The organism is Streptomyces sp. NPDC026673 (genome assembly GCF_040638135.1).
Lineage (GTDB): Bacteria > Actinomycetota > Actinomycetes > Streptomycetales > Streptomycetaceae > Actinacidiphila.
The window spans coordinates 1-20439 of sequence record NZ_JBEZXR010000034.1 but is presented as its reverse complement, the minus strand read 5'-3'; the positions used below and the strand labels follow the sequence as shown (position 1 = coordinate 20439).

The 20439-nt window shown below is 73.7% G+C and carries 19 protein-coding genes; 16 read left to right on the top strand and 3 right to left on the bottom strand.

The window, feature by feature from the left end; translation table 11 throughout:
- Positions 1–83 precede the first annotated feature (83 nt).
- The 4 genes from AB0F62_RS22855 to AB0F62_RS22840 are packed head-to-tail and all read left to right on the top strand — an operon-like array spanning position 84 to position 4640.
- Positions 84–1460, top strand: coding sequence for a glutamine synthetase family protein (locus tag AB0F62_RS22855; protein WP_361801949.1), 1377 nt, complete (start codon positions 84–86; stop codon positions 1458–1460).
- Positions 1461–1468: 8 nt separating this feature from the next.
- Positions 1469–2854, top strand: coding sequence for an aldehyde dehydrogenase family protein (locus AB0F62_RS22850; protein ID WP_361801946.1), 1386 nt, complete (start codon positions 1469–1471; stop codon positions 2852–2854).
- An 8-nt stretch (positions 2855–2862) separates the two neighbouring features.
- A complete protein-coding gene (locus AB0F62_RS22845) occupies positions 2863–3651 on the top strand; it encodes a 3-oxoacyl-ACP reductase (RefSeq protein ID WP_361801943.1) in 789 nt (262 codons plus the stop codon).
- 53 nt (positions 3652–3704) lie between these two features.
- On the top strand, positions 3705–4640 hold the full coding sequence (locus AB0F62_RS22840) for a DUF2510 domain-containing protein (protein WP_361802126.1): 936 nt from the start codon (positions 3705–3707) through the stop codon (positions 4638–4640).
- 87 nt (positions 4641–4727) lie between these two features.
- Here AB0F62_RS22840 and AB0F62_RS22835 read toward each other — a convergent pair whose 3' ends face one another.
- On the bottom strand, positions 4728–5930 hold the full coding sequence (locus AB0F62_RS22835; protein WP_361801940.1) for an amino acid deaminase/aldolase: 1203 nt from the start codon (positions 5928–5930) through the stop codon (positions 4728–4730).
- Positions 5931–6077: 147 nt separating this feature from the next.
- Here AB0F62_RS22835 and AB0F62_RS22830 point away from each other — a divergent pair, with 147 nt between their 5' ends.
- Together AB0F62_RS22830 and mycP are read left to right on the top strand one after the other, a co-directional pair.
- Positions 6078–7310, top strand: coding sequence for a hypothetical protein (locus tag AB0F62_RS22830; protein ID WP_361801937.1), 1233 nt, complete (start codon positions 6078–6080; stop codon positions 7308–7310).
- A complete protein-coding gene (gene mycP, locus AB0F62_RS22825; protein WP_361801934.1) occupies positions 7307–8500 on the top strand; it encodes a type VII secretion-associated serine protease mycosin in 1194 nt (397 codons plus the stop codon). Before AB0F62_RS22830 ends, mycP begins: the two co-directional genes overlap by 4 nt.
- Here the strand turns inward: mycP and AB0F62_RS22820 are convergent.
- On the bottom strand, positions 8466–9482 hold the full coding sequence (locus AB0F62_RS22820; RefSeq protein WP_361801931.1) for a serine hydrolase: 1017 nt from the start codon (positions 9480–9482) through the stop codon (positions 8466–8468). The genes mycP and AB0F62_RS22820 overlap by 35 nt on opposite strands.
- 97 nt (positions 9483–9579) lie before the next feature.
- Between AB0F62_RS22820 and AB0F62_RS22815 the strand changes: the two genes are divergently transcribed.
- Positions 9580–10314, top strand: a complete 735-nt coding sequence (locus AB0F62_RS22815) for an SseB family protein (RefSeq protein ID WP_361801928.1) — start codon at positions 9580–9582, stop codon at positions 10312–10314.
- 71 nt (positions 10315–10385) lie between these two features.
- Here the strand turns inward: AB0F62_RS22815 and AB0F62_RS22810 are convergent, their stop codons facing one another.
- Positions 10386–10763 (bottom strand): DUF1844 domain-containing protein, encoded by a 378-nt coding sequence (locus AB0F62_RS22810; RefSeq protein ID WP_361801925.1) that lies wholly within the window; start codon positions 10761–10763, stop codon positions 10386–10388.
- A gap of 333 nt (positions 10764–11096) precedes the next feature.
- Between AB0F62_RS22810 and infC the strand changes: the two genes are divergently transcribed.
- The 9 genes from infC (at position 11097) to AB0F62_RS22765 (ending at position 20239) form a co-directional block, all read left to right on the top strand.
- On the top strand, positions 11097–11771 hold the full coding sequence (gene infC, locus AB0F62_RS22805) for a translation initiation factor IF-3 (RefSeq protein ID WP_361802123.1): 675 nt from the start codon (positions 11097–11099) through the stop codon (positions 11769–11771).
- A gap of 119 nt (positions 11772–11890) precedes the next feature.
- Positions 11891–12085 (top strand): 50S ribosomal protein L35, encoded by a 195-nt coding sequence (gene rpmI, locus AB0F62_RS22800; protein ID WP_018564306.1) that lies wholly within the window; start codon positions 11891–11893, stop codon positions 12083–12085.
- 100 nt (positions 12086–12185) lie between these two features.
- The gene (gene rplT, locus AB0F62_RS22795) at positions 12186–12569 is read left to right on the top strand and encodes a 50S ribosomal protein L20 (protein WP_018564305.1); all 384 of its coding nucleotides are present in this window, start codon (positions 12186–12188) and stop codon (positions 12567–12569) included.
- A 107-nt stretch (positions 12570–12676) separates the two neighbouring features.
- Complete coding sequence (locus tag AB0F62_RS22790; protein WP_361801920.1) at positions 12677–13510, top strand: RNA methyltransferase; 834 nt, start codon at positions 12677–12679, stop codon at positions 13508–13510.
- A gap of 44 nt (positions 13511–13554) precedes the next feature.
- On the top strand, positions 13555–14691 hold the full coding sequence (locus AB0F62_RS22785; protein WP_361801917.1) for an ATP-binding protein: 1137 nt from the start codon (positions 13555–13557) through the stop codon (positions 14689–14691).
- Positions 14692–14826: 135 nt separating this feature from the next.
- Positions 14827–15960 carry a phenylalanine--tRNA ligase subunit alpha gene (gene pheS, locus AB0F62_RS22780; protein ID WP_361801914.1) on the top strand — a complete coding sequence of 378 codons (1134 nt, stop codon included), beginning with the start codon at positions 14827–14829 and terminating at the stop codon, positions 15958–15960.
- Positions 15960–18464: a phenylalanine--tRNA ligase subunit beta gene (gene pheT, locus AB0F62_RS22775; RefSeq protein WP_361801911.1), complete on the top strand. Its 2505-nt coding sequence runs from the start codon at positions 15960–15962 to the stop codon at positions 18462–18464. The genes pheS and pheT overlap by 1 nt, the downstream gene beginning before the upstream one ends.
- 217 nt (positions 18465–18681) lie before the next feature.
- Entirely contained in the window at positions 18682–19857 is a 1176-nt protein-coding gene (locus AB0F62_RS22770) for a PP2C family protein-serine/threonine phosphatase (protein WP_361801909.1), read from the top strand.
- A gap of 88 nt (positions 19858–19945) precedes the next feature.
- On the top strand, positions 19946–20239 hold the full coding sequence (locus AB0F62_RS22765; protein ID WP_361801906.1) for a hypothetical protein: 294 nt from the start codon (positions 19946–19948) through the stop codon (positions 20237–20239).
- The last annotated feature ends 200 nt before the right edge of the window (positions 20240–20439 follow it).

Here is a 20439-nt window from a genome sequence, read left to right as displayed (position 1 = left end):
GATTTCTCCTTGCACCGTACCCAACTGGGCCCCGGGCCCGTACTTTTGGATCACCTGTCGGCCGGTAGGAGAGGTGATCACCCGTGGTGCACCCAACAGCCCCGCTCAGCACCGACGACCTGCGACGACATGTCGACTCCGGGGAGATCGACACCGTGGTCGTCGCCTTCACCGACATGCAGGGGCGCCTCCAGGGCAAGCGCTTCGCCGCCCGGCACTTCCTCGACGACGTCCTGGAGCACGGCACCGAGGGCTGCAACTACCTGCTCGCCGTGGACGCCGACATGAACACCGTGGACGGCTACGCCCTGTCCTCCTGGGAGCGCGGTTACGGCGACTTCGCGATGCACCCGGACCTCGGCACTCTGCGGATCACCCCCTGGGACGCCGCCACCGCGCTGGTCATCGCCGACCTGCGGCTGCTGGACCACGGTTCCGCCCCCGTCGCCCCCTCGCCCCGGCAGATACTGCGCCGCCAGACAGAGCGGCTCGCCGAGCGCGGCTGGTCGGCGTACGCGGGCACCGAGCTGGAGTTCATCGTCTTCAAGGACACCTACGAGCAGGCGTGGACGAACGGCTACCGCGGCCTGACCCCCGCCAACCAGTACAACGTCGACTACTCCCTGCTCGGCACCGGCCGGATCGAGCCGCTGCTGCGCCGCATCCGCAACGAGATGGGCGCCGCCGGCATGCGCGTGGAGTCCGCCAAGGGCGAGTGCAACCTCGGCCAGCACGAGATCGCCTTCCGCTACGACGAGGCCCTGGTCACCTGCGACCAGCACAGCGTCTACAAGACCGGCGCCAAGTCGATCGCCGCGCAGGAGGGCTACTCGCTGACCTTCATGGCGAAGTACAACGAACGCGAGGGCAACTCCTGCCACATCCACCTCTCGCTGCGCGACGAGGACGGGCAGCCGGTCTTCGCGGGCGACGAGCCGGGCGGCATGTCGGAGACGATGCGGCACTTCCTGGCCGGGCAGCTCGCCGCGCTGCGCGACTTCTCCCTGCTGTACGCGCCCAACATCAACTCCTACAAGCGCTTCCGGCCCGGCTCCTTCGCCCCCACCGCCGTCGCCTGGGGCCCGGACAACCGCACCTGCGCCCTGCGCGTGGTCGGGCACTCCCCGTCCGCGCTGCGCCTGGAGAACCGGGTGCCCGGGGGCGACGTGAACCCCTATCTCGCCGTCGCCGGGATGATCGCCGCCGGGCTGTACGGCGTCGAGCAGAAGCTCACCCTCCCCGAGCCCGTCACGGGCAACGCCTACGTCAGCGACGGTGTGGCGCACGTGCCGGCCACGCTGCGCGAGGCCGCCGAGCTGTGGGAGGCCAGCCCGATCGCCCGCGCCGCCTTCGGCGACGAGGTCGTCGAGCACTACCTGAACATGGCCCGCGTCGAACAGGACGCGTACGACACCGCCGTGACCGACTGGGAGCGCTACCGCTCCTTCGAACGCATGTGAGGCAGCGAGTGCCCGAAGCACCCGAACCGCTCCAAGCGCTGGACGTGCTCGACCCGGCCACCGAGGAGGTGATCGCCACCGTCCCCGCGGCCGGCCGGGAGGACGTCGACGCCGCCGTCGCCCGCGCGGCCCGCGCCCAGACCGCCTGGGCGGCGCTGGCCCCGGCCGACCGCGCGCGGCTGCTGCGGCGCTTCGCCTCCGCGGTCGACGCGCACGTGGAGGAACTGGCCGCCCTGGAGGTACGCGAGGCCGGCCACACCGCCGGCAACGCCCGCTGGGAGGCCGGCAACGTCCGCGACCTGCTCGACTACGCCGCGGGCGGCGTCGAACGGCTCAGCGGCCGGCAGATCCCGGTGCCCGGCGGCATCGACGTCACCTTCCTCGAACCGCTCGGGGTCGTCGGCGTCATCGCTCCCTGGAACTTCCCCATGCCCATCGCCGCCTGGGGGACCGCACCGGCGCTCGCGGCGGGCAACGCGGTGATCCTCAAGCCCGCCGAGACCACCCCGCTGACCGCGCTGCGCCTGGCCGACCTGGCACGGGAGGCGGGACTGCCCGAGCACCTCTTCCAGGTGCTGCCCGGCGAGGGCCCGGTCGCCGGGGCGGCCCTGGTCGAGCACCCGGGCGTCGCGAAGATCGTCTTCACCGGGTCGACCCGCGTCGGCAAGCAGATCATGGCCACCTGCGCCGGCACGCTCAAGCGGGTCACCCTGGAGCTCGGCGGTAAGTCGCCCAACATCGTCTTCGCCGACGCGGACCTGGAGAGGGCCGCGGCGACGGCGCCGATGGCCTTCCTCGACAACGCCGGGCAGGACTGCTGCGCCCGCACCCGGATCCTGGTCCAGCGGCAGGCGTACGACCGCTTCATGGAGCTGCTGGAGCCCGCCGTCCTGGCCGTCGGCGTCGGCGACCCCGCCGATCCGGCCACCGACATGGGACCGCTGATCTCCGCCGCGCAGCGCGACCGCGTCCGCTCGTACGTGGCCCCCGACGCGCCCGTCGCGATCCGCGGCACGGCCCCTGAGGGCAAGGGCTTCTGGTATCCGCCGACCGTGCTGACCCCCGCCGACCCGGGGGAGCGCGTCGCGGTGGAGGAGGTCTTCGGCCCGGTCGCCGTCGTGCTGCCCTTCGAGGACGAGGCCGACGCGCTGCGTCTGGCCAACGCCACCCCGTACGGCCTGTCGGGCTCGATCTGGACCCGGGACGTCGGCCGCGCCCTGCGGCTGGCCCGGGGCACCGCCGCCGGCAATCTGTCGGTCAACTCCCACAGCTCGGTGCGCTACTGGACACCGTTCGGCGGGTTCAAGCAGTCGGGGCTCGGGCGCGAGCTCGGCCCGGACGCGCTGGCCGCCTTCACCGAGACCAAGAACGTCTTCATCAGCACGGAGGAGTGATCCCGGCAATGACGCAAGCAGAAGCAGTGGTGTGCCGCCGCCTGGTGGGCCGGACGGCGGTGGTCACCGGGGCCGGCAGCGGCATCGGGCTCGCCGCGGCGCGCCGGCTCGCCTCCGAGGGCGCCCACGTCGTGTGCGGCGACATCGACGAGGCGGCGGGCAAGGCGGCCGCCGAGGAGGTCGGCGGGCTGTACGTCAAGGTGGACGTGACCGACGCCGAGCAGGTGGAGGCGCTGTTCAAGGCCGCGTACGACACCTACGGCTCGGTCGACGTCGCCTTCAACAACGCGGGCATCTCGCCCCCCGACGACGACTCGATCCTCACCACCGGCATCGACGCCTGGCGCCGTGTCCAGGAGGTCAACCTGACGTCGGTGTACCTGTGCTGCAAGGCGGCGCTGCCGTACATGCAGCGCCAGGGCAAGGGATCCATCATCAACACCGCGAGCTTCGTGGCGGTGATGGGCGCGGCGACCTCGCAGATCTCGTACACCGCCTCCAAGGGCGGCGTGCTGGCCATGTCCCGCGAACTGGGCGTGCAGTTCGCCCGGGAGGGCATCCGGGTCAACGCGCTGTGCCCGGGCCCGGTCAACACCCCGCTGCTGCGGGAGCTGTTCGCCAAGGACCCGGAGCGGGCCGCCCGCCGCCTGGTGCACATCCCGGTGGGGCGCTTCGCGGAGGCCGAGGAGATCGCCGCCGCCGTGGCCTTCCTCGCCAGCGACGACGCGTCCTTCGTCACGGGAGCGGAGTTCCTGGTGGACGGGGGTATCGCGGGGGCGTACGTGACCCCTCTGTAACCGGTCGACTGACGGGAATCTTAAGGTCCGGGCCTTAGGGTGACGCCGTGACCATGACGACCCCGCCCGGCTGGTACCCAGAACCCGGGCAGACAGGTAACGGGCCCGCTCTGGAGCGCTGGTGGGACGGGACCGAGTGGACCGAGTACACCCGCAGCGCCCCGCCCCCCGCGCCGGCCTTCGGTGCGCCCGGAGTACCGGGCCATCCGCCGTACCCCGCCGACGTCGTGTCGGGCGGGGGCGGCGGCAGGCGCGGCGGTGTGATCGCGATAGCCGTCGTCGCCGCCCTCGTGGTGGTGGGCGCGGTGATCGGAGGCGTCGTCGCGCTCAACCGCGGCGGCGACGCCCCGGCCGCGGCCCCCGGCCCCTCCGCCTCCGCGCCCCACCCCGACTCGGGCGACGGCGGCCTGGACGGCGGGCCCGGCGGCGACGGGCCCTCGGCGGCCCCCGACAGGGAGCCCGGCTTCGCCGTGGACGCGCTCGACGGCATCAGCATCCCGGTGCCGGACGGATGGGACGGCACGACGGACCGCTACGGCCGCGCCTCCCTGACCGTCGGCCGCTACGCGTGCCCCGGCGACTCCTCGCGCACCTGCGTGCGCGGCGGCGTCACCTCGGAGCCCGCCTACGCCGCGGGCGTCAAGGCGACCACGCCGAAGGCCGCCGCGACCGAGGACATCGCGAAGAACGCCGAGGAGTCCTACGGCGACGAGATCTACGGGGACATCACCTCGCACGAGGTGACCGGTTCCGGGGCGGTCACGGTCGCCGGCCAGAAGGGCTACTACGTCCGCTGGAAGGTCGTGACGAAGAACGGCGACGACGGCCATGTGCAGTCGCTGGTCTTCCCGTCGCCCAAGGACCCCGACAAGCTCGTGCTGGTCCGCTCCGGCTTCGACATCAATCCCAAGGCGCCCGACCTCGACGTGATGGACGAGATCACCAAGGGGATCAAGGTCTCGGGTGCGGCGGGCGGCACGGGCGTCTGACCGCCGTCCCCGCGCAGCGCCCCGCCGGGCGGACCCGGCCGGGGCGCTCGCGTCACAGGTACGCCCGGGCCTGATGCGCCGGATGCGTCAGAGGAACGTCCTGCCCTCGCCGCGGTACGTCGGCACCGCCCGCACCACCCGGTCGTCCTCGACCAGCTGGAGCGTGTCGAACCGCTCGCACAGCTCACCCGCCTTCGCGTGGCGGAACCACACCTTGTCGCCGATCAGCAGATCGTCGGCGGCCGTCCCGACCAGCGGCGTCTGCACCTCGCCCGGCCCCTCCTGGGGGTCGTAGCGCAGCCCCTCCGGCAGATACGGCACCGGCAGCCGGTCCCGGCCCGCCGCCCCCGAGGCCGGGTAGCCGCCGCCCAGTACGGTGACGACGCCGACGCCCGGGCGGCGCACCACGGGCTGCGCGAACAGCGCCGCCGGACGGCCCCGGAAGGACGTGTAGTTGTCGAACAGCCGGGGCACGTACAGCCCCGAACCGGCCGCGATCTCCGTCACCGCGTCCTCGGCGGCCGTGCTCTGCACACTGCCGGTGCCGCCGCCGTTCACGAACTCCAGCCCGGGCGCCACCTCCCGCACCGCCCGCACGGCCTCCGCCCGCCGCGCCGCCAGTTCCCGGCGCGCCGCCGCCTGCATCAGCCGCACCGCGCGCGAGCGCAGCGGCCGCCCGGCGATCGAGTCGCCGACCCCGGCCACATGGCCCTCGTACGCCATGATCCCCACCAGCTTGAAGCCGGGGCGCCGGGACACCTCGCGGGCCAGCGCCGCCATCTGCTCCGGCTGGTGCAGCGGGGAGCGCAGCGCCCCGATGCGCAACCGCCCCCCGAGCATCTTCAGCGAGGTGTCCAGCTCCAGGCAGACCCGGACGATCTCGGAGCCGCCGGCGCGCGAGGAGTCGATCAGGTCGAGCTGCGCCACGTCGTCGACCATGACGGTCACCGCGGCGGCCAGCTTCGGATCGGCGGCCAGCTCCGCGTACCCCGACCGGTCGGCCGACGGGTAGGCCAGCAGGACGTCGTCGAAGCCCGAACGCGCCAGCCACAGCGACTCGGCGAGGGTGAACGACATGATCCCCGCGAAGCCCTCGCGGGCCAGGACCCGCTCCAGGAGCGCGCGGCAGCGAACCGACTTGGACGCCACCCGGATCGGCTTGCCGCCCGCCCTGCGGACCAGGTCGTCCGCGTTGGCGTCGAACGCCTCCAGGTCCACGATCGCCACCGGCGCGTCGAGATGGGCGGTGGCCCGGTCGTACCGGGCGCGAGCTGCTCCGCGATCAGACATGCGCGAAGCTTGCCAGAATGCCCCTACCGAGCGGTAGGGGCAAGTGATCCGTACTGACGCGTCGTGACGTCGCCGCGACCAGTAGAGTGACGCCGCAGTCCATCGCGTGAACGGGCCGTCCGCCGTGCGGCCGTGAGGGGGCACCGGGTGAGCGCCGGTTTCGACAGCGGGGGAGCGACCCCCCGGCCGAGCTGGTCCCCTCCGCGCCCGATACCGCCGCCCCCCGGCACCGCCCCGCACACCGCCGCCCCGGCCCACTGGGCCGCCGCCTCGGCCCCCGGCCGGGCCCCCTCCGCGCCCTGGGCGGCCGCCGGCACCGCCGCGGGCGGCGAACCGGAGGGCGTACTGCCCCAGGAGCTGTACGGAACGGCCCCCGCCCCACCACCCCCGCACCATCGGCCCGCAGGCGGACGCGGCCCCGTCGGCGTCGCCTACCCGGCCGGACCGGCACCGGCACCGGCCCCTGTGCCACCGGCCCCTTCGGCACCGCCCCCGGTGCCGCCCGCGCCCGCGTACCCGCCGGCCGCGGCCTGGTCGTCGCCCGTACCGCCCTCGGCGCCGCCGCCCCGGCCGCCGCACGCCCCCGCGCACGCCGCCCGGACGCGTCCCCGGACGGCCGCGGCGGCCCTCTGCCTGGTGCTGGGCCTCGGGCTGCTCGGCGGGGCGGGCGCCGGGGTGTGGATCAACCACGACCCGGCCGCCCCCACGCCCACGGCGGCCGAGGCGAGCAGGCGCGACTTCGCCCTCGCCCGCGGCCTGTGGCACAGCACACCCGTCGACACGCTCTTCCCGCCCACCCTGCACGGCAAGGGCCTCGGCCCCGGCGGCGCCGAACGCACCTGGACGCGGATCGGAGTGGCGCCCGCCGGGGACTGCCGGGAGGCGTTCGACCCGCTGCTCGCGAAGGTGCTGCGCCCCGCGGGCTGCGTCAAACTGCTGCGCGCCACCTACAGCGACGCCACGTCGAGTGCCGTCACCACGGTCGGACTGCTCGTCACCAAGGCCGACGCCCCCACGATGCGCAAGCTGCGCGACCGCTGGACCGCCGAACGCCTCGGCTCCCGCGCCGATCTGATGCCCCGTACGGTCGCCTTCCCGCATACGGCCGCCGCCGGTTTCGGCGACCGGCAGCGCGCCAGCTGGACGGTCACGGTGGCCGCCGACCTCCCCGTCGTGGTGTACGCGGTCAGCGGCTTCGCCGACGGCCGCGAGATCGGCGTCCCGCAGCCCGCCGCCTCGGCCGTCACCGCGGGCGCGACGGCCGCGCCCGCCCAGGCCGGCCTGGGCCACGAGGCGGACGCCCTGGCCGACGCCGTCGACAGCCGGGCCCGCCGCGCCGCGCGCTCGCTGACCGCCGCTCCGACGGGAGGCTCCGGATGAGGCGCCTGGCCGGCGGTCTGGCCGCCGCGGCCCTCGTCCTGCTGCCCATCGTCCCGGCCCACGCCGACGCCGTACGGGACGCCGACTGGGCGCTGGACGCGCTGCACGCGCAGGACGCGTGGCGGACCACCAAGGGCGACGGCGTCACCGTCGCCGTCCTCGACACGGGGGTGGACGGCACCCACCCGGACCTGTCCGGGCGGGTCCTCGAAGGCAAGGACATGGTCGGCTTCGGCGCGAACCGCGGGGACACCGCGTGGGCCCGGCACGGCACCGGCATGGCCGGGATCATCGCCGGTCACGGCCACGGCCCCGGCGGGTCGGACGGCGTGCTGGGCATCGCGCCGGAGGCGAGGATCCTGCCGGTGCGGGTGATCCTGGAGGACAAGGACCCGCAGCGGAAGAAGGCCCGCACCACCCGCGGCAGCGCCCTCGCCGACGGCATCCGCTGGGCCGCCGACCACGGCGCCGACGTCATCAACCTCTCCCTCGGCGACGACAGCCGCACTGCCCACCCCGAGGCGCAGGAGGACGACGCGATCCAGTACGCGCTCCGCAAGGGCGTGGTCGTCGTCGCGTCCGCGGGCAACGGCGGTGAACAGGGCAACCGCGCCTCCTACCCGGCCGCGTACCCGGGGGTCATCGCGGTGGCCGCCGTCGACCGCTACGGCTCCCGCGCGTCGTTCTCCACCCGCCGCTGGTACGCGACGGTCGCCGCGCCCGGCGTCGACGTCGTGATCGCCGACCCCAACCGCCGCTACTACGAGGGCTGGGGCACCAGCACCGCCTCCGCCTATGTCTCGGGCACGGCCGCGCTGGTCCGCTCCGCCTACCCCCGGCTGAGCCCCGCCCAGGTCAAGCGGCTGCTGGAGGACACCGCCCGCGACACCCCGCCCGGGGGCCGCAACGACGCCGTCGGGTACGGGCTGGTGGACCCGGCGGCCGCGCTGAAGGCCGGGGCCGGGCTCAGGCCGGAGGGCACCGTGCCGAGCGCCGTCCCCCACACACGCAAGTACTTCGGCTCCGGTCCCGCCGCCGCCAAGGCGGCCGCGGCCACCGACGGGGACACCCTGGGCGACGGGATCGCCGTGGCGTTCGCGGTCGCCGGCACCGGACTGGTCGCCGCCGCCGCCCTGTTGTGGCTGCGGCCCCGGCTCACGGCGCGCCGGAACGGCCGGCGGCACGGCTGAAGGCCCGCACCGCCGCCCGTGCGGCCCGTTCCACCAGCGTGATGCCCGCGGCCTGGGTCGTGCTGCCGCGCGACACCACGGCGACCAGGTAGGTCCGGCCGCCGGCCCGGATCCGGCCGATGCTGTTGATGTCCCACAGCCCGGTCGTACTCCGTTGCAGCCAGCCGTTCTTGACCTCGTAGGAGCCGTCCGCCGCGGTCGGCACGCCCCAGGCCTGCGCGGCCGACACCCGGCCCATCAGCCGTCGCACGTACCCGCGGGACGCCGCGTCGAGGGCGCCGTCGGTGCCGAACACCCGCTGCAGCAGGGTGAGCTGGTCGGCCGCCGTGGTCCGGGTCAGCCCCCACAGCAGTCCGCTGCCCGGCGTGGTCGAGGTGAGCCCGAGGCGGCGGTTGGCGGCGTCCAGCCCGGCACCCCGGCCTATCGCCCGCCACAGCGCGGTGGCCGCCGCGTTGTCGCTGTACTCGATCATCACCTCGGCCCAGGCCTTCTCCTGCGCCGTCAGATCCCGTCCCGCGTCCTGGGCCTGGAGCAGCAGGGCCGCCAGGATGTCGACCTTGACGATGCTCGCCGTGTCGTACAGGCCGTCCCCGTACACCGCCCGCGCGCCCGAGGCGGTGTCCAGGACCGCCACGGAGTAGCGCGCCTCCGGGTCCCCGGACACGTCCCGCAGCGCCGCCTCCAGCACCTCGCTCCACATCACCCGGGACTCCCCGCTCGCCTTCACGATCGCCCCGCTCGCCTTCACGATCGCCACGTTCGCCGCCGCCCCGCCGGACGGAGCCGCTGCCGCCGCCGCGGTGCGCGGCGGCGACGCCGACACAGCCGACCCATACGTCACCGTGCCGAGCGTCGCGCACGCCAGCGCGGCGACGGCCACCACGGCGCGCACGGTGCCGCGGGGCGCGTGGCGCCCACCGGAGGGGACGCGGGGGAGACGGACGCGGCGGCGGGGCCGTGCGGAGGTGTTCTCGGAAGCCATGCCCAGGGAACCTAGGGACGGAAACTGCGCGGTCCGTGAGAGGCGTATGAAGGGGCCGTAAGAAATCGCCGCCGGGCACCCCGGCTACCCTCGGTGCGTGGCTCTCAAGAACATCCCCGACCCCGGTTTCTCCGACGACGACGGCTCCGGCGACCCCCGGCTCGTGGCGGCGCTCGCCGCCTACGACGCCGACCGGTCCGCCGAACCCGAGGTGCTCGCGGCTCTCCCGGGCGCACGCGTCCTGGTGCCCGTGGTGGCGCTGCTGGGAGAGGTCGAGGAGGGGCCCGACGGGCTGCGCCGCGAGAAGACCAGCGACATGGCGGTGCCCACCATCCAGGCCGCCGACGGCCGCCGGGCGCTGCCGGCCTTCACCTCCACCGAGGCCCTCGCGCGCTGGCGGCCGGACGCGCGGCCGGTGGCCGTGCCGCTGGGCCAGGCGCTCCAGGCGCTGGCGCACGAGAAGGCCGACACCCTGCTGATCGACATGGCCGGGCCCGTGCCGTACGCCCTGACCGGTGCCGCGCTGCGCGCCGTCGCCTCGGGCCGGGCCACGGCGGACCCGCTGGCCGACCCCGTGGTCCGCGAGGCCCTGCGGGCGGCGGTGGCGGCGGCGCCGGAGGTGGTCCGCGCCCACCTCGTCCCGTCCGCCGGCTCCGACGGCACGGTGGGGCTGGTCCTGGACCCGGGCGCCGACGTGCGTCAGGTCGCGCAGCGCGTCTCGCGGACGCTGGCCGCCGACGAGGTGCTGCGCGGCGCGCTGGTGCGCGGCATCGAGCTGGCGCTGCTCCCGGCGGACACGAAGCTGCCCGGCGAACCCCTCTTCACGCGCTGACGGCGCCGCCCCACCGGGGGCGACGCCGTCTCGAGCGCTCGGGCGGGCCGGGCCCGGGCCCGGCCCAGGGCCTAGCCGTGGACGGGGCCGGTGAACTTCTCGCCCGGGCCCTCGCCCGGCGCGTCCGGGACGACGGACTCCTCGCGGAAGGCGAGCTGCAGCGACTTCAGGCCGTCGCGCAGCGGCGCGGCGTGGTAGGAGCCGATCTCGGTCGCGCCGGCGGTGACCAGGCCGGCCAGCGCGGTGATCAGCTTGCGCGCCTCGTCGAGGTCCTTGTGCTGTTCGCCGTCCTCCGCGAGGCCCAGGTTCACCGCCGCCGCGCTCATCAGGTGCACCGCGACCGTGGTGATCACCTCGACCGCCGGGACATCCGCGATGTCGCGGGTCAGCGTGTCGAAGTCGGGACGGTCGGCGGAGGGGGACTGGTGCTGGGGGCTGGCGTCACTCATGCCTCACACGATAGGGCCACACCGGCCGATTACGGTCTGCGGTCGGACACTGGTATGCTTGACGATCGACCGGCTGGACACCCCGCGGACTCACGGAAGCGGAGCGCTCCAGCCCACAAGTGGAGGCTCCGATCTCCCACCTTGCCGGCTCTTCGAGGGCGGCGGGTCACCGGTCAGGTGCCGTGTCCCCGGACGAGGACAAGGCGCCCGATGCGCCCCGCGGGGAATTCCGCGGCGGTGCTCCCGGTTGTTGAGGAGCATCCGCCTGTGACCCGTATGGGGCGTTTTTTGACGTCTCCTCACGGGCCGGACCCAGTTTCAGACGTTACGCGGCTGTCAATCCAGTCAGACGCGTGGTGCTACCGAGGAGGCCCCATCAGCGCCGAGCCCCGCATCAACGACCGGATTCGCGTCCCCGAGGTGCGACTCGTCGGTCCCAGTGGCGAGCAGGTCGGCATCGTGCCGCTTGCCAAGGCACTGGAGCTTGCGCAGGAGTACGACCTCGACCTGGTCGAGGTGGCGGCGACCGCACGTCCGCCGGTCTGCAAGCTCATGGACTACGGCAAGTTCAAGTACGAGTCGGCCATGAAGGCCCGTGAGGCGCGCAAGAACCAGGCGCACACGGTCATCAAGGAGATGAAGCTCCGGCCGAAGATCGATCCGCACGACTATGACACCAAGAAGGGTCATGTCGTCCGGTTCCTCAAGCAGGGCGACAAGGTCAAGATCACGATCATGTTCCGCGGTCGTGAGCAGTCGCGCCCGGAACTGGGCTTCCGACTGCTGCAGCGGCTCGCCGACGACGTCCAGGACCTGGGCTTCGTGGAGTCCTCGCCGAAGCAGGACGGCCGCAACATGATCATGGTCCTCGGTCCGCACAAGAAGAAGACCGAGGCGATGGCCGAGGCCCGCGAGGCGCAGGCCGCCCGCAAGGCCGGTCGCCTGCCGAAGGACCCCGACGAGCAGGAGCAGGAGCACGAGCAGGACGCTCCCGCCGACGCCAGCTGACGCCGTCTGACGGCGTTGCCAGGACCCGGAGTTCCGCTCCGGGTAACGCAATGAAGGACTGACGCTCTCCGTCCGCTCCAGGGCGGACGGGAGGGCCAGCGACGAGGAGACTACGGCGCATGCCGAAGAACAAGACCCACAGCGGTGCGAGCAAGCGATTCAAGATCACCGGCTCCGGCAAGGTGATCCGCGAGCGCGCCGGCAAGCGCCACCTGCTTGAGCACAAGCCGTCGACGAAGACCCGTGCCCTCACCGGCACTGTCGTCCTGGCCAAGCCCGACGCCAAGAAGATCAAGAAGCTTCTCGGCAAGTGACGGCACGCCCCCTTCGACCAGGGGGCGCGATGTTGGACCGGGACCCATTCGTTTTCGGGCCGTGTGAGCACCCCCGCGGTCCCTTTGAAGGAGTTATCTAGTGGCACGCGTCAAGCGGGCAGTCAACGCCCAGAAGAAGCGCCGGGCGATCCTCGAGCAGGCCAGCGGTTACCGCGGCCAGCGTTCCCGCCTGTACCGCAAGGCGAAGGAGCAGGTCACCCACTCCCTCGTCTACAACTACAACGACCGCAAGAAGCGCAAGGGCGACTTCCGTCAGCTGTGGATCCAGCGCATCAACGCCGCTGCCCGCGCCAACGGCATCACCTACAACCGCTTCATCCAGGGTCTGAAGGCCGCCAACGTCGAGGTGGACCGCAAGATCCTCGCCGAGCTGGCCGTCAACGACGCCAACGCGTTCGCCGCGCTGGTCGAGGTGGCCCAGAAGGCCCTGCCGAGCGACGTCAACGCCCCCAAGGCGGCCTGACCCACTGCTCTTCCGGACCCGCAGGCCGTGTGCCTGCGGGTCCGTGCTGTGTTCCGGAGCGCCGTGCCGCGCGTCCGGCCGGACCCGACCGAAGTGAGTGCACCCCCATGCCCGGCCCCGAGCTGACCTCCCTGCGATCCCCCCGCGTCGTCGCCGCGCGGCGGCTGGCCAAGCGCAGCTTCCGCGGCAAGGAGCGGCGCTTCCTCGCCGAGGGCCCGCAGGCCGTGCGCGAGGCCATGGAGCATCTGGTCGAGGTGTACGTCACCCCCGAGGCCGCCGAACGGCACGCCGCCATCGTCGCCGCGGCCCGCGCCGCACGGGTGCCGGTGCTCACCGCGACCGACGAGGTCGTCGCCGAGATGTCGGACACCGTCACCCCGCAGGGGATCATCGGCCTGTGCCGCTTCCTGGACACCCCGTTCGAGGAGATCCTGCGCGCCCGCCCGAAGCTGGTCGCCGTCCTGGCGAACGTGCGCGACCCCGGCAACGCCGGCACCGTGCTGCGCTGCGCGGACGCCGCCGGGGCCGAGGCGGTCGTCCTCACGGACGCCTCCGTCGACCTGTACAACCCCAAGGCCGTACGCGCCTCCGTCGGCAGCCTCTTCCACCTGCCGGTGGCCGTCGGCGTCCCCATGGGGACCGTGGTCGACGGGCTGCGCGGCGCCGGCGTCCGGCTGCTCGCCGCCGACGGCGCGGGGGAGCGCGACCTGGACGCCGAGCTCGACGAGGGCACCATGGGCGGCCCCACGGCCTGGATCTTCGGCAACGAGGCCTGGGGCCTGCCGGAGGAGACCCGCGCACTCGCGGACGAGGTGGTGCGCGTCCCCATCCACGGTCGCGCCGAGAGCCTCAACCTCGCCACGGCCGCCGCCGTGTGCCTTTACGCCTCCGCCCGCGCGCAGCGTGCTCCCGGAGGGTGCCGCTCCGTAACAATGAGCTAGTAGTGTGACGCCCCGGGGGCCGCCCTGGAGAGGGGGTTGCGGGGATGGACGTCAGGACGACCGACGGCACGCCGCCGAGCGCGCCGCAGGGCTGGCCGATCGTCCTGACCGAACTCGGCGTCACGACCGACGAGCTCCCGGACGGTCTCGTCGTCGCCGACGAGCACGGCCTCGTGCTCTGCTTCAACGCCGCCGCCGCCCGGATCACCGCGCTCGACCCCGCCGACGTCATCGGCCGCCCCATCGAGCAGGCGCTGCCCCTGGAGGACCTGGACGGGCGCCGCTGGTGGCAGCTCACCGACCCCTACGCGGGCCTGGCCACCCGCACCGGGCAGCCCGAGCGCAATCTGCTGCTCCCTGGCGGCCGCGAGGTGCTGGTCTCCGCCAAGTACGTCCGCGACCACCCCACCGGGCCCGTGCGCCGGCTGGTCGTCGCGGTGCGCGGCACCGAGGCGCGGCGGCGCACCGAGCGCAGCCACGCCGAGCTGATCGCCACCGTCGCGCACGAGCTGCGCTCCCCGCTCACCTCGGTCAAGGGCTTCACCGCCACCCTGCTGGCGAAGTGGGAACGCTTCACCGAGGACCAGAAGAAGCTCATGCTGGAGACGGTGCACGCCGACGCCAACCGGGTCACCCGGCTGATCGCCGAACTCCTCGACATCTCCCGCATCGACTCCGGCCGCCTGGAGGTCCGCCGCCAGCCGGTCGACATCGGCGCCGCGGTGCGGCGGCACGTGGACGCGCTCGTCGCGGCCGGCCAGCCCGCGGACCGCTTCACCGTAAGGGTGGCCGAGGCGCTGCCCTCGCTGTGGGCCGACCCCGACAAGGTCGACCAGATCCTGGGGAACCTGCTGGAAAACGCCGTGCGCCACGGTGAGGGAACTGTCACCATTGACGTAAGCGCTGCGCCCTCGTCGGCGGTCGCCCCCCGCGAGCCGGAATGGTCCGGGACGGCGGTGACCGTGAGCGACGAGGGCCCCGGCATCCCGGAGGAGTCCATGAACCGCGTCTTCACCCGCTTCTGGCGGGGCAGCAAACGCGGTGGCACGGGCCTGGGTCTGTACATCGTCAAGGGCATCGTCGAGGCCCACGGCGGTACGATCACCGTGGGTCGCGCGCCCGGAAAGGGCGCCCAGTTCCGATTTACCCTGCCCGTCGGGGCGCCGGCCTTCACGGCCTGAGCGAAGCGTGGTCCTCCACCGCCCCCGACGGGCGTGACCAGCCTTTCCCCGTGGCCCCGATAGACTCGACCCTTGGCATTCAGCGGTCGGGCAGGCAGGTCGGCCACGCCATCACCCACATCGGAACGGGAAGAAATGTCGGCACCGAACAAGTCGTACGACCCTGTCGAGGTCGAGGCACTGAAACCGGAAGAGATCGAGCGCCGGCGCGACGAGGCGCTCGCCGCGATCGCCGAAGCCGCCGACCTCGACGCGCTGCGCGAGGTCAAGGTGGCGCACACCGGCGACCGCTCTCCGCTGGCCCTGGCAAACCGCGAGATCGGCGCGCTGCCGCCGCACGCCAAGGCGGACGCCGGCAAGCGCGTCGGCCAGGCCCGCGGCACGGTCAACCAGGCGCTCAAGGCCCGGCAGGAGGTGCTGGAGAACGAGCGCGACGAGCGCGTGCTGGTCGAGGAGGCGGTGGACGTCACCCTGCCGTACGACCGCGCCCCGCGCGGCGCCCGCCACCCGCTGACCACGCTCTCCGAGCGCATCGAGGACATCTTCGTGGCCATGGGCTACGAGGTGGCCGAGGGCCCCGAGGTCGAGGCCGAGTGGTTCAACTTCGACGCCCTGAACATCTGGGCGGACCACCCGGCGCGCACCATGCAGGACACGTTCTTCGTGGAGGGCGACAAGCCCGCCGGCACGGGTCCCGAGGAGAGCGGCGTCGTGCTGCGCACGCACACCTCCCCGGTGCAGATCCGCTCCCTGCTCGACCGCGAGCCGCCGGTCTACGTGATCTGCCCCGGCCGGGTCTACCGCTCGGACGAGCTGGACGCCACCCACACCCCGGTCTTCAACCAGGTCGAGCTGCTCGCCGTCGACGAGGGCCTGACCATGGCCGACCTCAAGGGCACCCTGGACCACATGGTGCAGTCGCTCTTCGGTGAGGACATCACGACCCGGCTCCGCCCGAACTACTTCCCGTTCACCGAGCCGTCCGCCGAGATGGACATGGTCTGCTACGTCTGCCGCGGCGAGTCCGTCGGCAACCCGGACCGCCCCTGCCGGACCTGCGGCAGCGAGGGCTGGATCGAGCTCGGCGGCTGCGGCATGGTCAACCCCCGGGTGCTCACGGCCTGCGGCGTCGACCCGGAGAAGTACAGCGGTTTCGCCTTCGGCTTCGGCATCGAGCGCATGCTGATGTTCCGTCACAACGTCGAGGACATGCGAGACATCGTCGAGGGTGACGTGCGCTTCACCCTTCCGTTCGGGATGGAGATCTGATGCGGGTCCCGCTTTCTTGGCTGCGGGAGTACGTCGACCTGCCCGCCGGCGAGTCCGGTCGCGACGTCCAGGCCAAGCTCATTTCCGCCGGCCTCGAGGTCGAGACCGTCGAGCAGCTCGGCGCCGGGCTCAAGGGCCCGCTGGTCGTCGGCAAGGTGCTCACCATCGAGGAGCTGTCCGGCTTCAAGAAGCCGATCCGCTTCTGCACGGTCGACGTCGGCACCGCGAACGGCACCGGCGAGCCGCAGGAGATCGTCTGCGGCGCGAGCAACTTCGCCGTCGGCGACAAGGTCGTCGTCATCCTCCCCGGCGGCGTGCTGCCCGGGAACTTCGAGATCTCCGCGCGCAAGACCTACGGCCGCACCTCGCACGGCATGATCTGCTCGGGCGCCGAGCTGGGCATGGGCGACGACGGCTCGCACGGCATCATCGTGCTGCCGCCGGAGCACGAGGCCGGTACCGACGCCATCGAGCTGCTGGAGCTCGTCGACGAGGTGCTGGACATCGCGGTCACCCCGGACCGCGGCTACTGCCTGTCGATGCGCGGCGTCGCCCGCGAGGCCGCCATCGCCTACGGGCTGCCGCTGCGCGACCCGGCGCTGCTGGACGTGCCCGGCCCGAACTCCTACGGCTACGAGGTGCGGGTCGCCGACCCGGTCGGCTGCGACCGCTTCACCGCGCGCACCGTCACCGGGCTCGACCCGGAGGCGGGCTCGCCGATCTGGCTGCAGCGCAGGCTGCAGAAGGCCGGCATGCGGCCGATCTCGCTCGCCGTGGACGTCACCAACTACGTGATGCTGGAGCTGGGCCAGCCCCTGCACGCGTACGACCGGCACCGCGTCGAGGGCGCCATCGGCGTGCGCCGGGCGCAGCCGGGCGAGAAGCTGACGACCCTCGACGGCCAGGTCCGCGTCCTCGACCCCGAGGACCTCGTGATCACCGACAACCGCGGCCCGATCGGCCTGGCCGGCGTCATGGGCGGCGCCAACACCGAGATCGACGAGACCGGGGCCTCGACGACCGACGTCGTCATCGAGGCGGCCCACTTCGACCCGGTCGCCATCGCCCGCACCGCACGCCGGCACAAGCTGTCCTCCGAGGCCTCCAAGCGCTTCGAGCGCGGCGTGGACCCGCAGGCCGCGGCCGCCGCCGCGCAGCGCACCGTCGACCTGCTGGTGCTGCTCGCGGGTGGCACCGCAGAGTCGGGCGTCACCGAGATCACCGCGCCCTCGGCGCCCCACACCATCACCATCCCCGCCGACCACCCGGACCGGGTGGCGGGCATGGCGTACGGCCGCGAGACCGTGGTGCGCCGCCTCCAGCAGGTCGGCTGCGACGTCTACGGCGCCGACGAGCTGATCGTCACCGTGCCGTCCTGGCGGCCCGACCTGCGCGACCCCAACGACCTCGCCGAGGAGGTCATCCGGCTGGAGGGCTACGAGAACCTGCCCTCCACCCTGCCGAACCTGCCCTCGGGCCGCGGTCTGACCGAGTCGCAGAAGCTGCGCCGCCGGGTCGGCCGGGCGCTGGCCGGGGCGGGCTACACCGAGGTGCAGAACTACCCGTTCCTCGGCGAGGCCGTCTTCGACCAGCTCGGCCTCGACGCGGACGACCCGCGCCGCATCACCGTCAAGCTGGCCAACCCGCTGTCGGACGAGGAGCCCGCGCTCCGCACGACCATGCTCCCCGGCCTGCTCGGCGCCCTGCGCCGCAATGTCGGGCGCGGCGCGCACGACCTCGCGCTCTTCGAGACCGGACTGGTCTTCCGCCCCAGCGGCGAGGAGCCCGCGCCGCCGCGGCTGCCGGTCGACCGGCGCCCGACCGACGCCGAGATCGCCGCGCTCGACGCCGCCCTCCCGCGGCAGCCGCGGCGCGTCGCTGTCGTCCTGACCGGTGCCCGTGAGCAGGCCGGCTGGTGGGGCCAGGGCCGTCCCTCGGGTGCGGCCGACGCGATCGAGGCCGGGCGGGTCGTCGCCCGCGAGGCCGGGGTCGAGCTGATCGTCCGCCAGGACCGGCAGGCGCCCTTCCACCCGGGCCGCTGCGCCGCGCTCCTCGCGGTCGTCGACGGCGAGGAGGTGCTGGTCGGCAACGCCGGCGAGCTGCACCCCCGGGTGATCAAGGCCCTGCACCTGCCGGAGCGCACCTCCGCCATGGAGATCGACCTCGACCGCCTGGAGCGTGCCTCGGGCGGCCCGGTCGTCGCGCCCCGCGTGTCCACCTTCCCGGTGGCCACCCAGGACGTCGCCCTGGTCGTGGACGCCTCCGTCCCGGCCGCCGAGGTGGAGACCGCCCTGCGCTCCGGCGCCGGGGAACTGCTCGAATCGCTGCGGCTGTTCGACATCTTCACCGGTGAGCAGATCGGCGGGGGCAAGAAGTCGCTGGCGTACAGCCTGCGCTTCCGCGCCGCGGACCGTACGCTCACGGCCGACGAGGCCTCCGCGGCCCGCGACGCGGCGGTCGCCGCGGCGGCGGAGCGCACGGGAGCGACCCTGCGCGGCGCCTGACGCCCGCGCGTTCGGGTTTCTGTGGGGCGTCCCCGGTCCGCCGGGGGCGCCCCACCGGCGTTCTCCCCGGACACGTAGTCCGATCGGGTGAAATGGTTCCCCTGGGTACCCGGTTCGTCGCACCGAGTCGCCACAATCGATCGGAACCAGGGCCCACTCGACGCGGGGGCTGTGTCGTCGCCGTCCGCGTCAACGGCTTCAGGGGGAGCCCCGAGGCATGATCCGACCCAGGGCAGTCAGCCGCGGACCCAGGCGCGGAGCGCGGGGCCTGGCCGTCCTGTCGTTGCCCGGGCTGTGGGTGGCCGCCGTGCTGGGCCTGGTCTACGCCGTCCCCGGGGGAGTCCAGTGGGTGCCCGCGGTGGCGGCCGCGCCCGTGATCGCGTGCGCGGGGACGGGGCGGCGCCGCTGCGTCCTGGTCAGCGGAGGACTCGCCGTGGCGGCCGTGGCGGTGCCGGACAGCGGACAGCGGCTCGGCACGGAGGTCGCGGTGCTGGCCGTACTGGCCGTCTGCTTCTGGCTCGTGGACCGCAGGGCCCGGCTCGCCGCCGAGCTCGACCGTACCCGGGAGATCGCCGTCGCCGCCCAGCAGGTGCTGCTGCCCCCGCTGCCGCACCGGGTGAACGCCCTCGCGGTGGCGGGCGACTACCTCTCGGCCAGCCGCGGCGCCCGGGTCGGCGGCGACCTGTACGAGGTGCTCGCCACGCCCTACGGGGTGCGTGCGGTCATCGGCGACGTACGCGGCCACGGCCTCGAGGCCATCGGCACGGTCGCCGCGCTGCTCGGCAGCTTCCGCGAGGCCGCGCACGACGAGCCGGAACTCGGGGGCGTGCTCCGCCGACTGGACAAGGCGCTCCACCGCCACCTGCGGGGGCGCACGCACGCCGCCGAGGAGTTCGTGACCCTGATGCTGCTGGAACTGGGCGAGGACTGCGGCGTCCACGTGATCAACTGCGGCCACCCGCAGCCGTACCGGCTGAGCCCCGACCGCCCCGGACGCTTCCGCGCCCGGGCGCTGGAGGCGGGCGAACCGTTCCCGCCGCTCGGACTGTTCGACCCCGGGCCGGTGGCGAAGGCCGTGCCCTGCGGCGAACTCCTCCCCGGCCAGGCGCTGTTCCTGCACACCGACGGCGCGGTGGACGCCCGCGACGCGGCGGGGGAGTTCTTCCCCCTGCTGCCGGTGCTGGAGGGGGCCGCCCAGTCGGCGTGCCACGGCGGCGCGTTGTCCGCGCGGGCCCTGGTCGACGCGGTGTGCGCCGCCTTCCTCCGCCACACGCGGGGGCGGCTGACCGACGACATGGCGCTGCTGGTGCTCCACCGGGACGCGCCCCGGGTGCCCGCCCAGGCGGCCGGAGCCCGTACCGCAAAGGGAGTTCCCGGAGTGCCGCGCCCTTGATCCGGCCCGATCCTTGGTAAACCTGGGTCGATCCCCGAGCAAAAGACCCATTGCTCGTATACCGGCCAGAACGAGGAGAGGGGCAGGCATGGCGACCCCGACCGTCACCGGAGCCCATCTGTCCACGCCGACGGGAGAGCTGATCGCCGTGGTCGGCCCGCCCGGCCCGCAGCGCTCGGCACTGCAGCTCGCCCTCAACAGCGCGCCCTGGAGCCGTGGTCCCTCCGTCACCACGACCGTCATCAGCCGCGGTGCGTGGAGCGAACTGCGCCGTGTCGCGGCGGCGGGGATCACGGTCGTCGCGGCGTGCGACAGTTCGATGGCGGCGGGGGCGGAGGCGCACCGGGTGGTGTTGTTGCCTCATCCCGACGGGGTGGCCTGACCCCGTGCCGCCGTCCGGCTGCGCCGGGCCGCCCGGGCGTTTGTGTGCGGGTGCGTTGTGGTTGCGGTTGGGGGTTTCCCCGCCCGCCCGCCCTCCCCCAGCCTTCGGCCGGGGGTGCCCCCATCCGGCGCGGTCAGGTGCCGCCTCGCGCGTGTGGGGGTGGGCCGGGTGCGGGGCCTCCGGGGCTGGGCATTCTGGTC

Bases quoted from the DNA above. Each gene is read 5' to 3' on its own strand.
- AB0F62_RS22845 (WP_361801943.1), top strand. From the start codon at position 2,863: ATGACGCAAGCAGAAGCAGTGGTGTGCCGCCGCCTGGTGGGCCGGACG.
- AB0F62_RS22840 (WP_361802126.1), top strand. From the start codon at position 3,705: ATGACGACCCCGCCCGGCTGGTACCCAGAACCCGGGCAGACAGGTAAC.
- AB0F62_RS22835 (WP_361801940.1), bottom strand. From the start codon at position 5,930: ATGTCTGATCGCGGAGCAGCTCGCGCCCGGTACGACCGGGCCACCGCC.
- mycP (WP_361801934.1), top strand. From the start codon at position 7,307: ATGAGGCGCCTGGCCGGCGGTCTGGCCGCCGCGGCCCTCGTCCTGCTG.
- AB0F62_RS22820 (WP_361801931.1), bottom strand. From the start codon at position 9,482: ATGGCTTCCGAGAACACCTCCGCACGGCCCCGCCGCCGCGTCCGTCTC.
- AB0F62_RS22810 (WP_361801925.1), bottom strand. From the start codon at position 10,763: ATGAGTGACGCCAGCCCCCAGCACCAGTCCCCCTCCGCCGACCGTCCC.
- rpmI (WP_018564306.1), top strand. From the start codon at position 11,891: ATGCCGAAGAACAAGACCCACAGCGGTGCGAGCAAGCGATTCAAGATC.
- AB0F62_RS22790 (WP_361801920.1), top strand. From the start codon at position 12,677: ATGCCCGGCCCCGAGCTGACCTCCCTGCGATCCCCCCGCGTCGTCGCC.
- AB0F62_RS22785 (WP_361801917.1), top strand. From the start codon at position 13,555: ATGGACGTCAGGACGACCGACGGCACGCCGCCGAGCGCGCCGCAGGGC.
- pheS (WP_361801914.1), top strand. From the start codon at position 14,827: ATGTCGGCACCGAACAAGTCGTACGACCCTGTCGAGGTCGAGGCACTG.
- pheT (WP_361801911.1), top strand. From the start codon at position 15,960: ATGCGGGTCCCGCTTTCTTGGCTGCGGGAGTACGTCGACCTGCCCGCC.
- AB0F62_RS22770 (WP_361801909.1), top strand. From the start codon at position 18,682: ATGATCCGACCCAGGGCAGTCAGCCGCGGACCCAGGCGCGGAGCGCGG.
- AB0F62_RS22765 (WP_361801906.1), top strand. From the start codon at position 19,946: ATGGCGACCCCGACCGTCACCGGAGCCCATCTGTCCACGCCGACGGGA.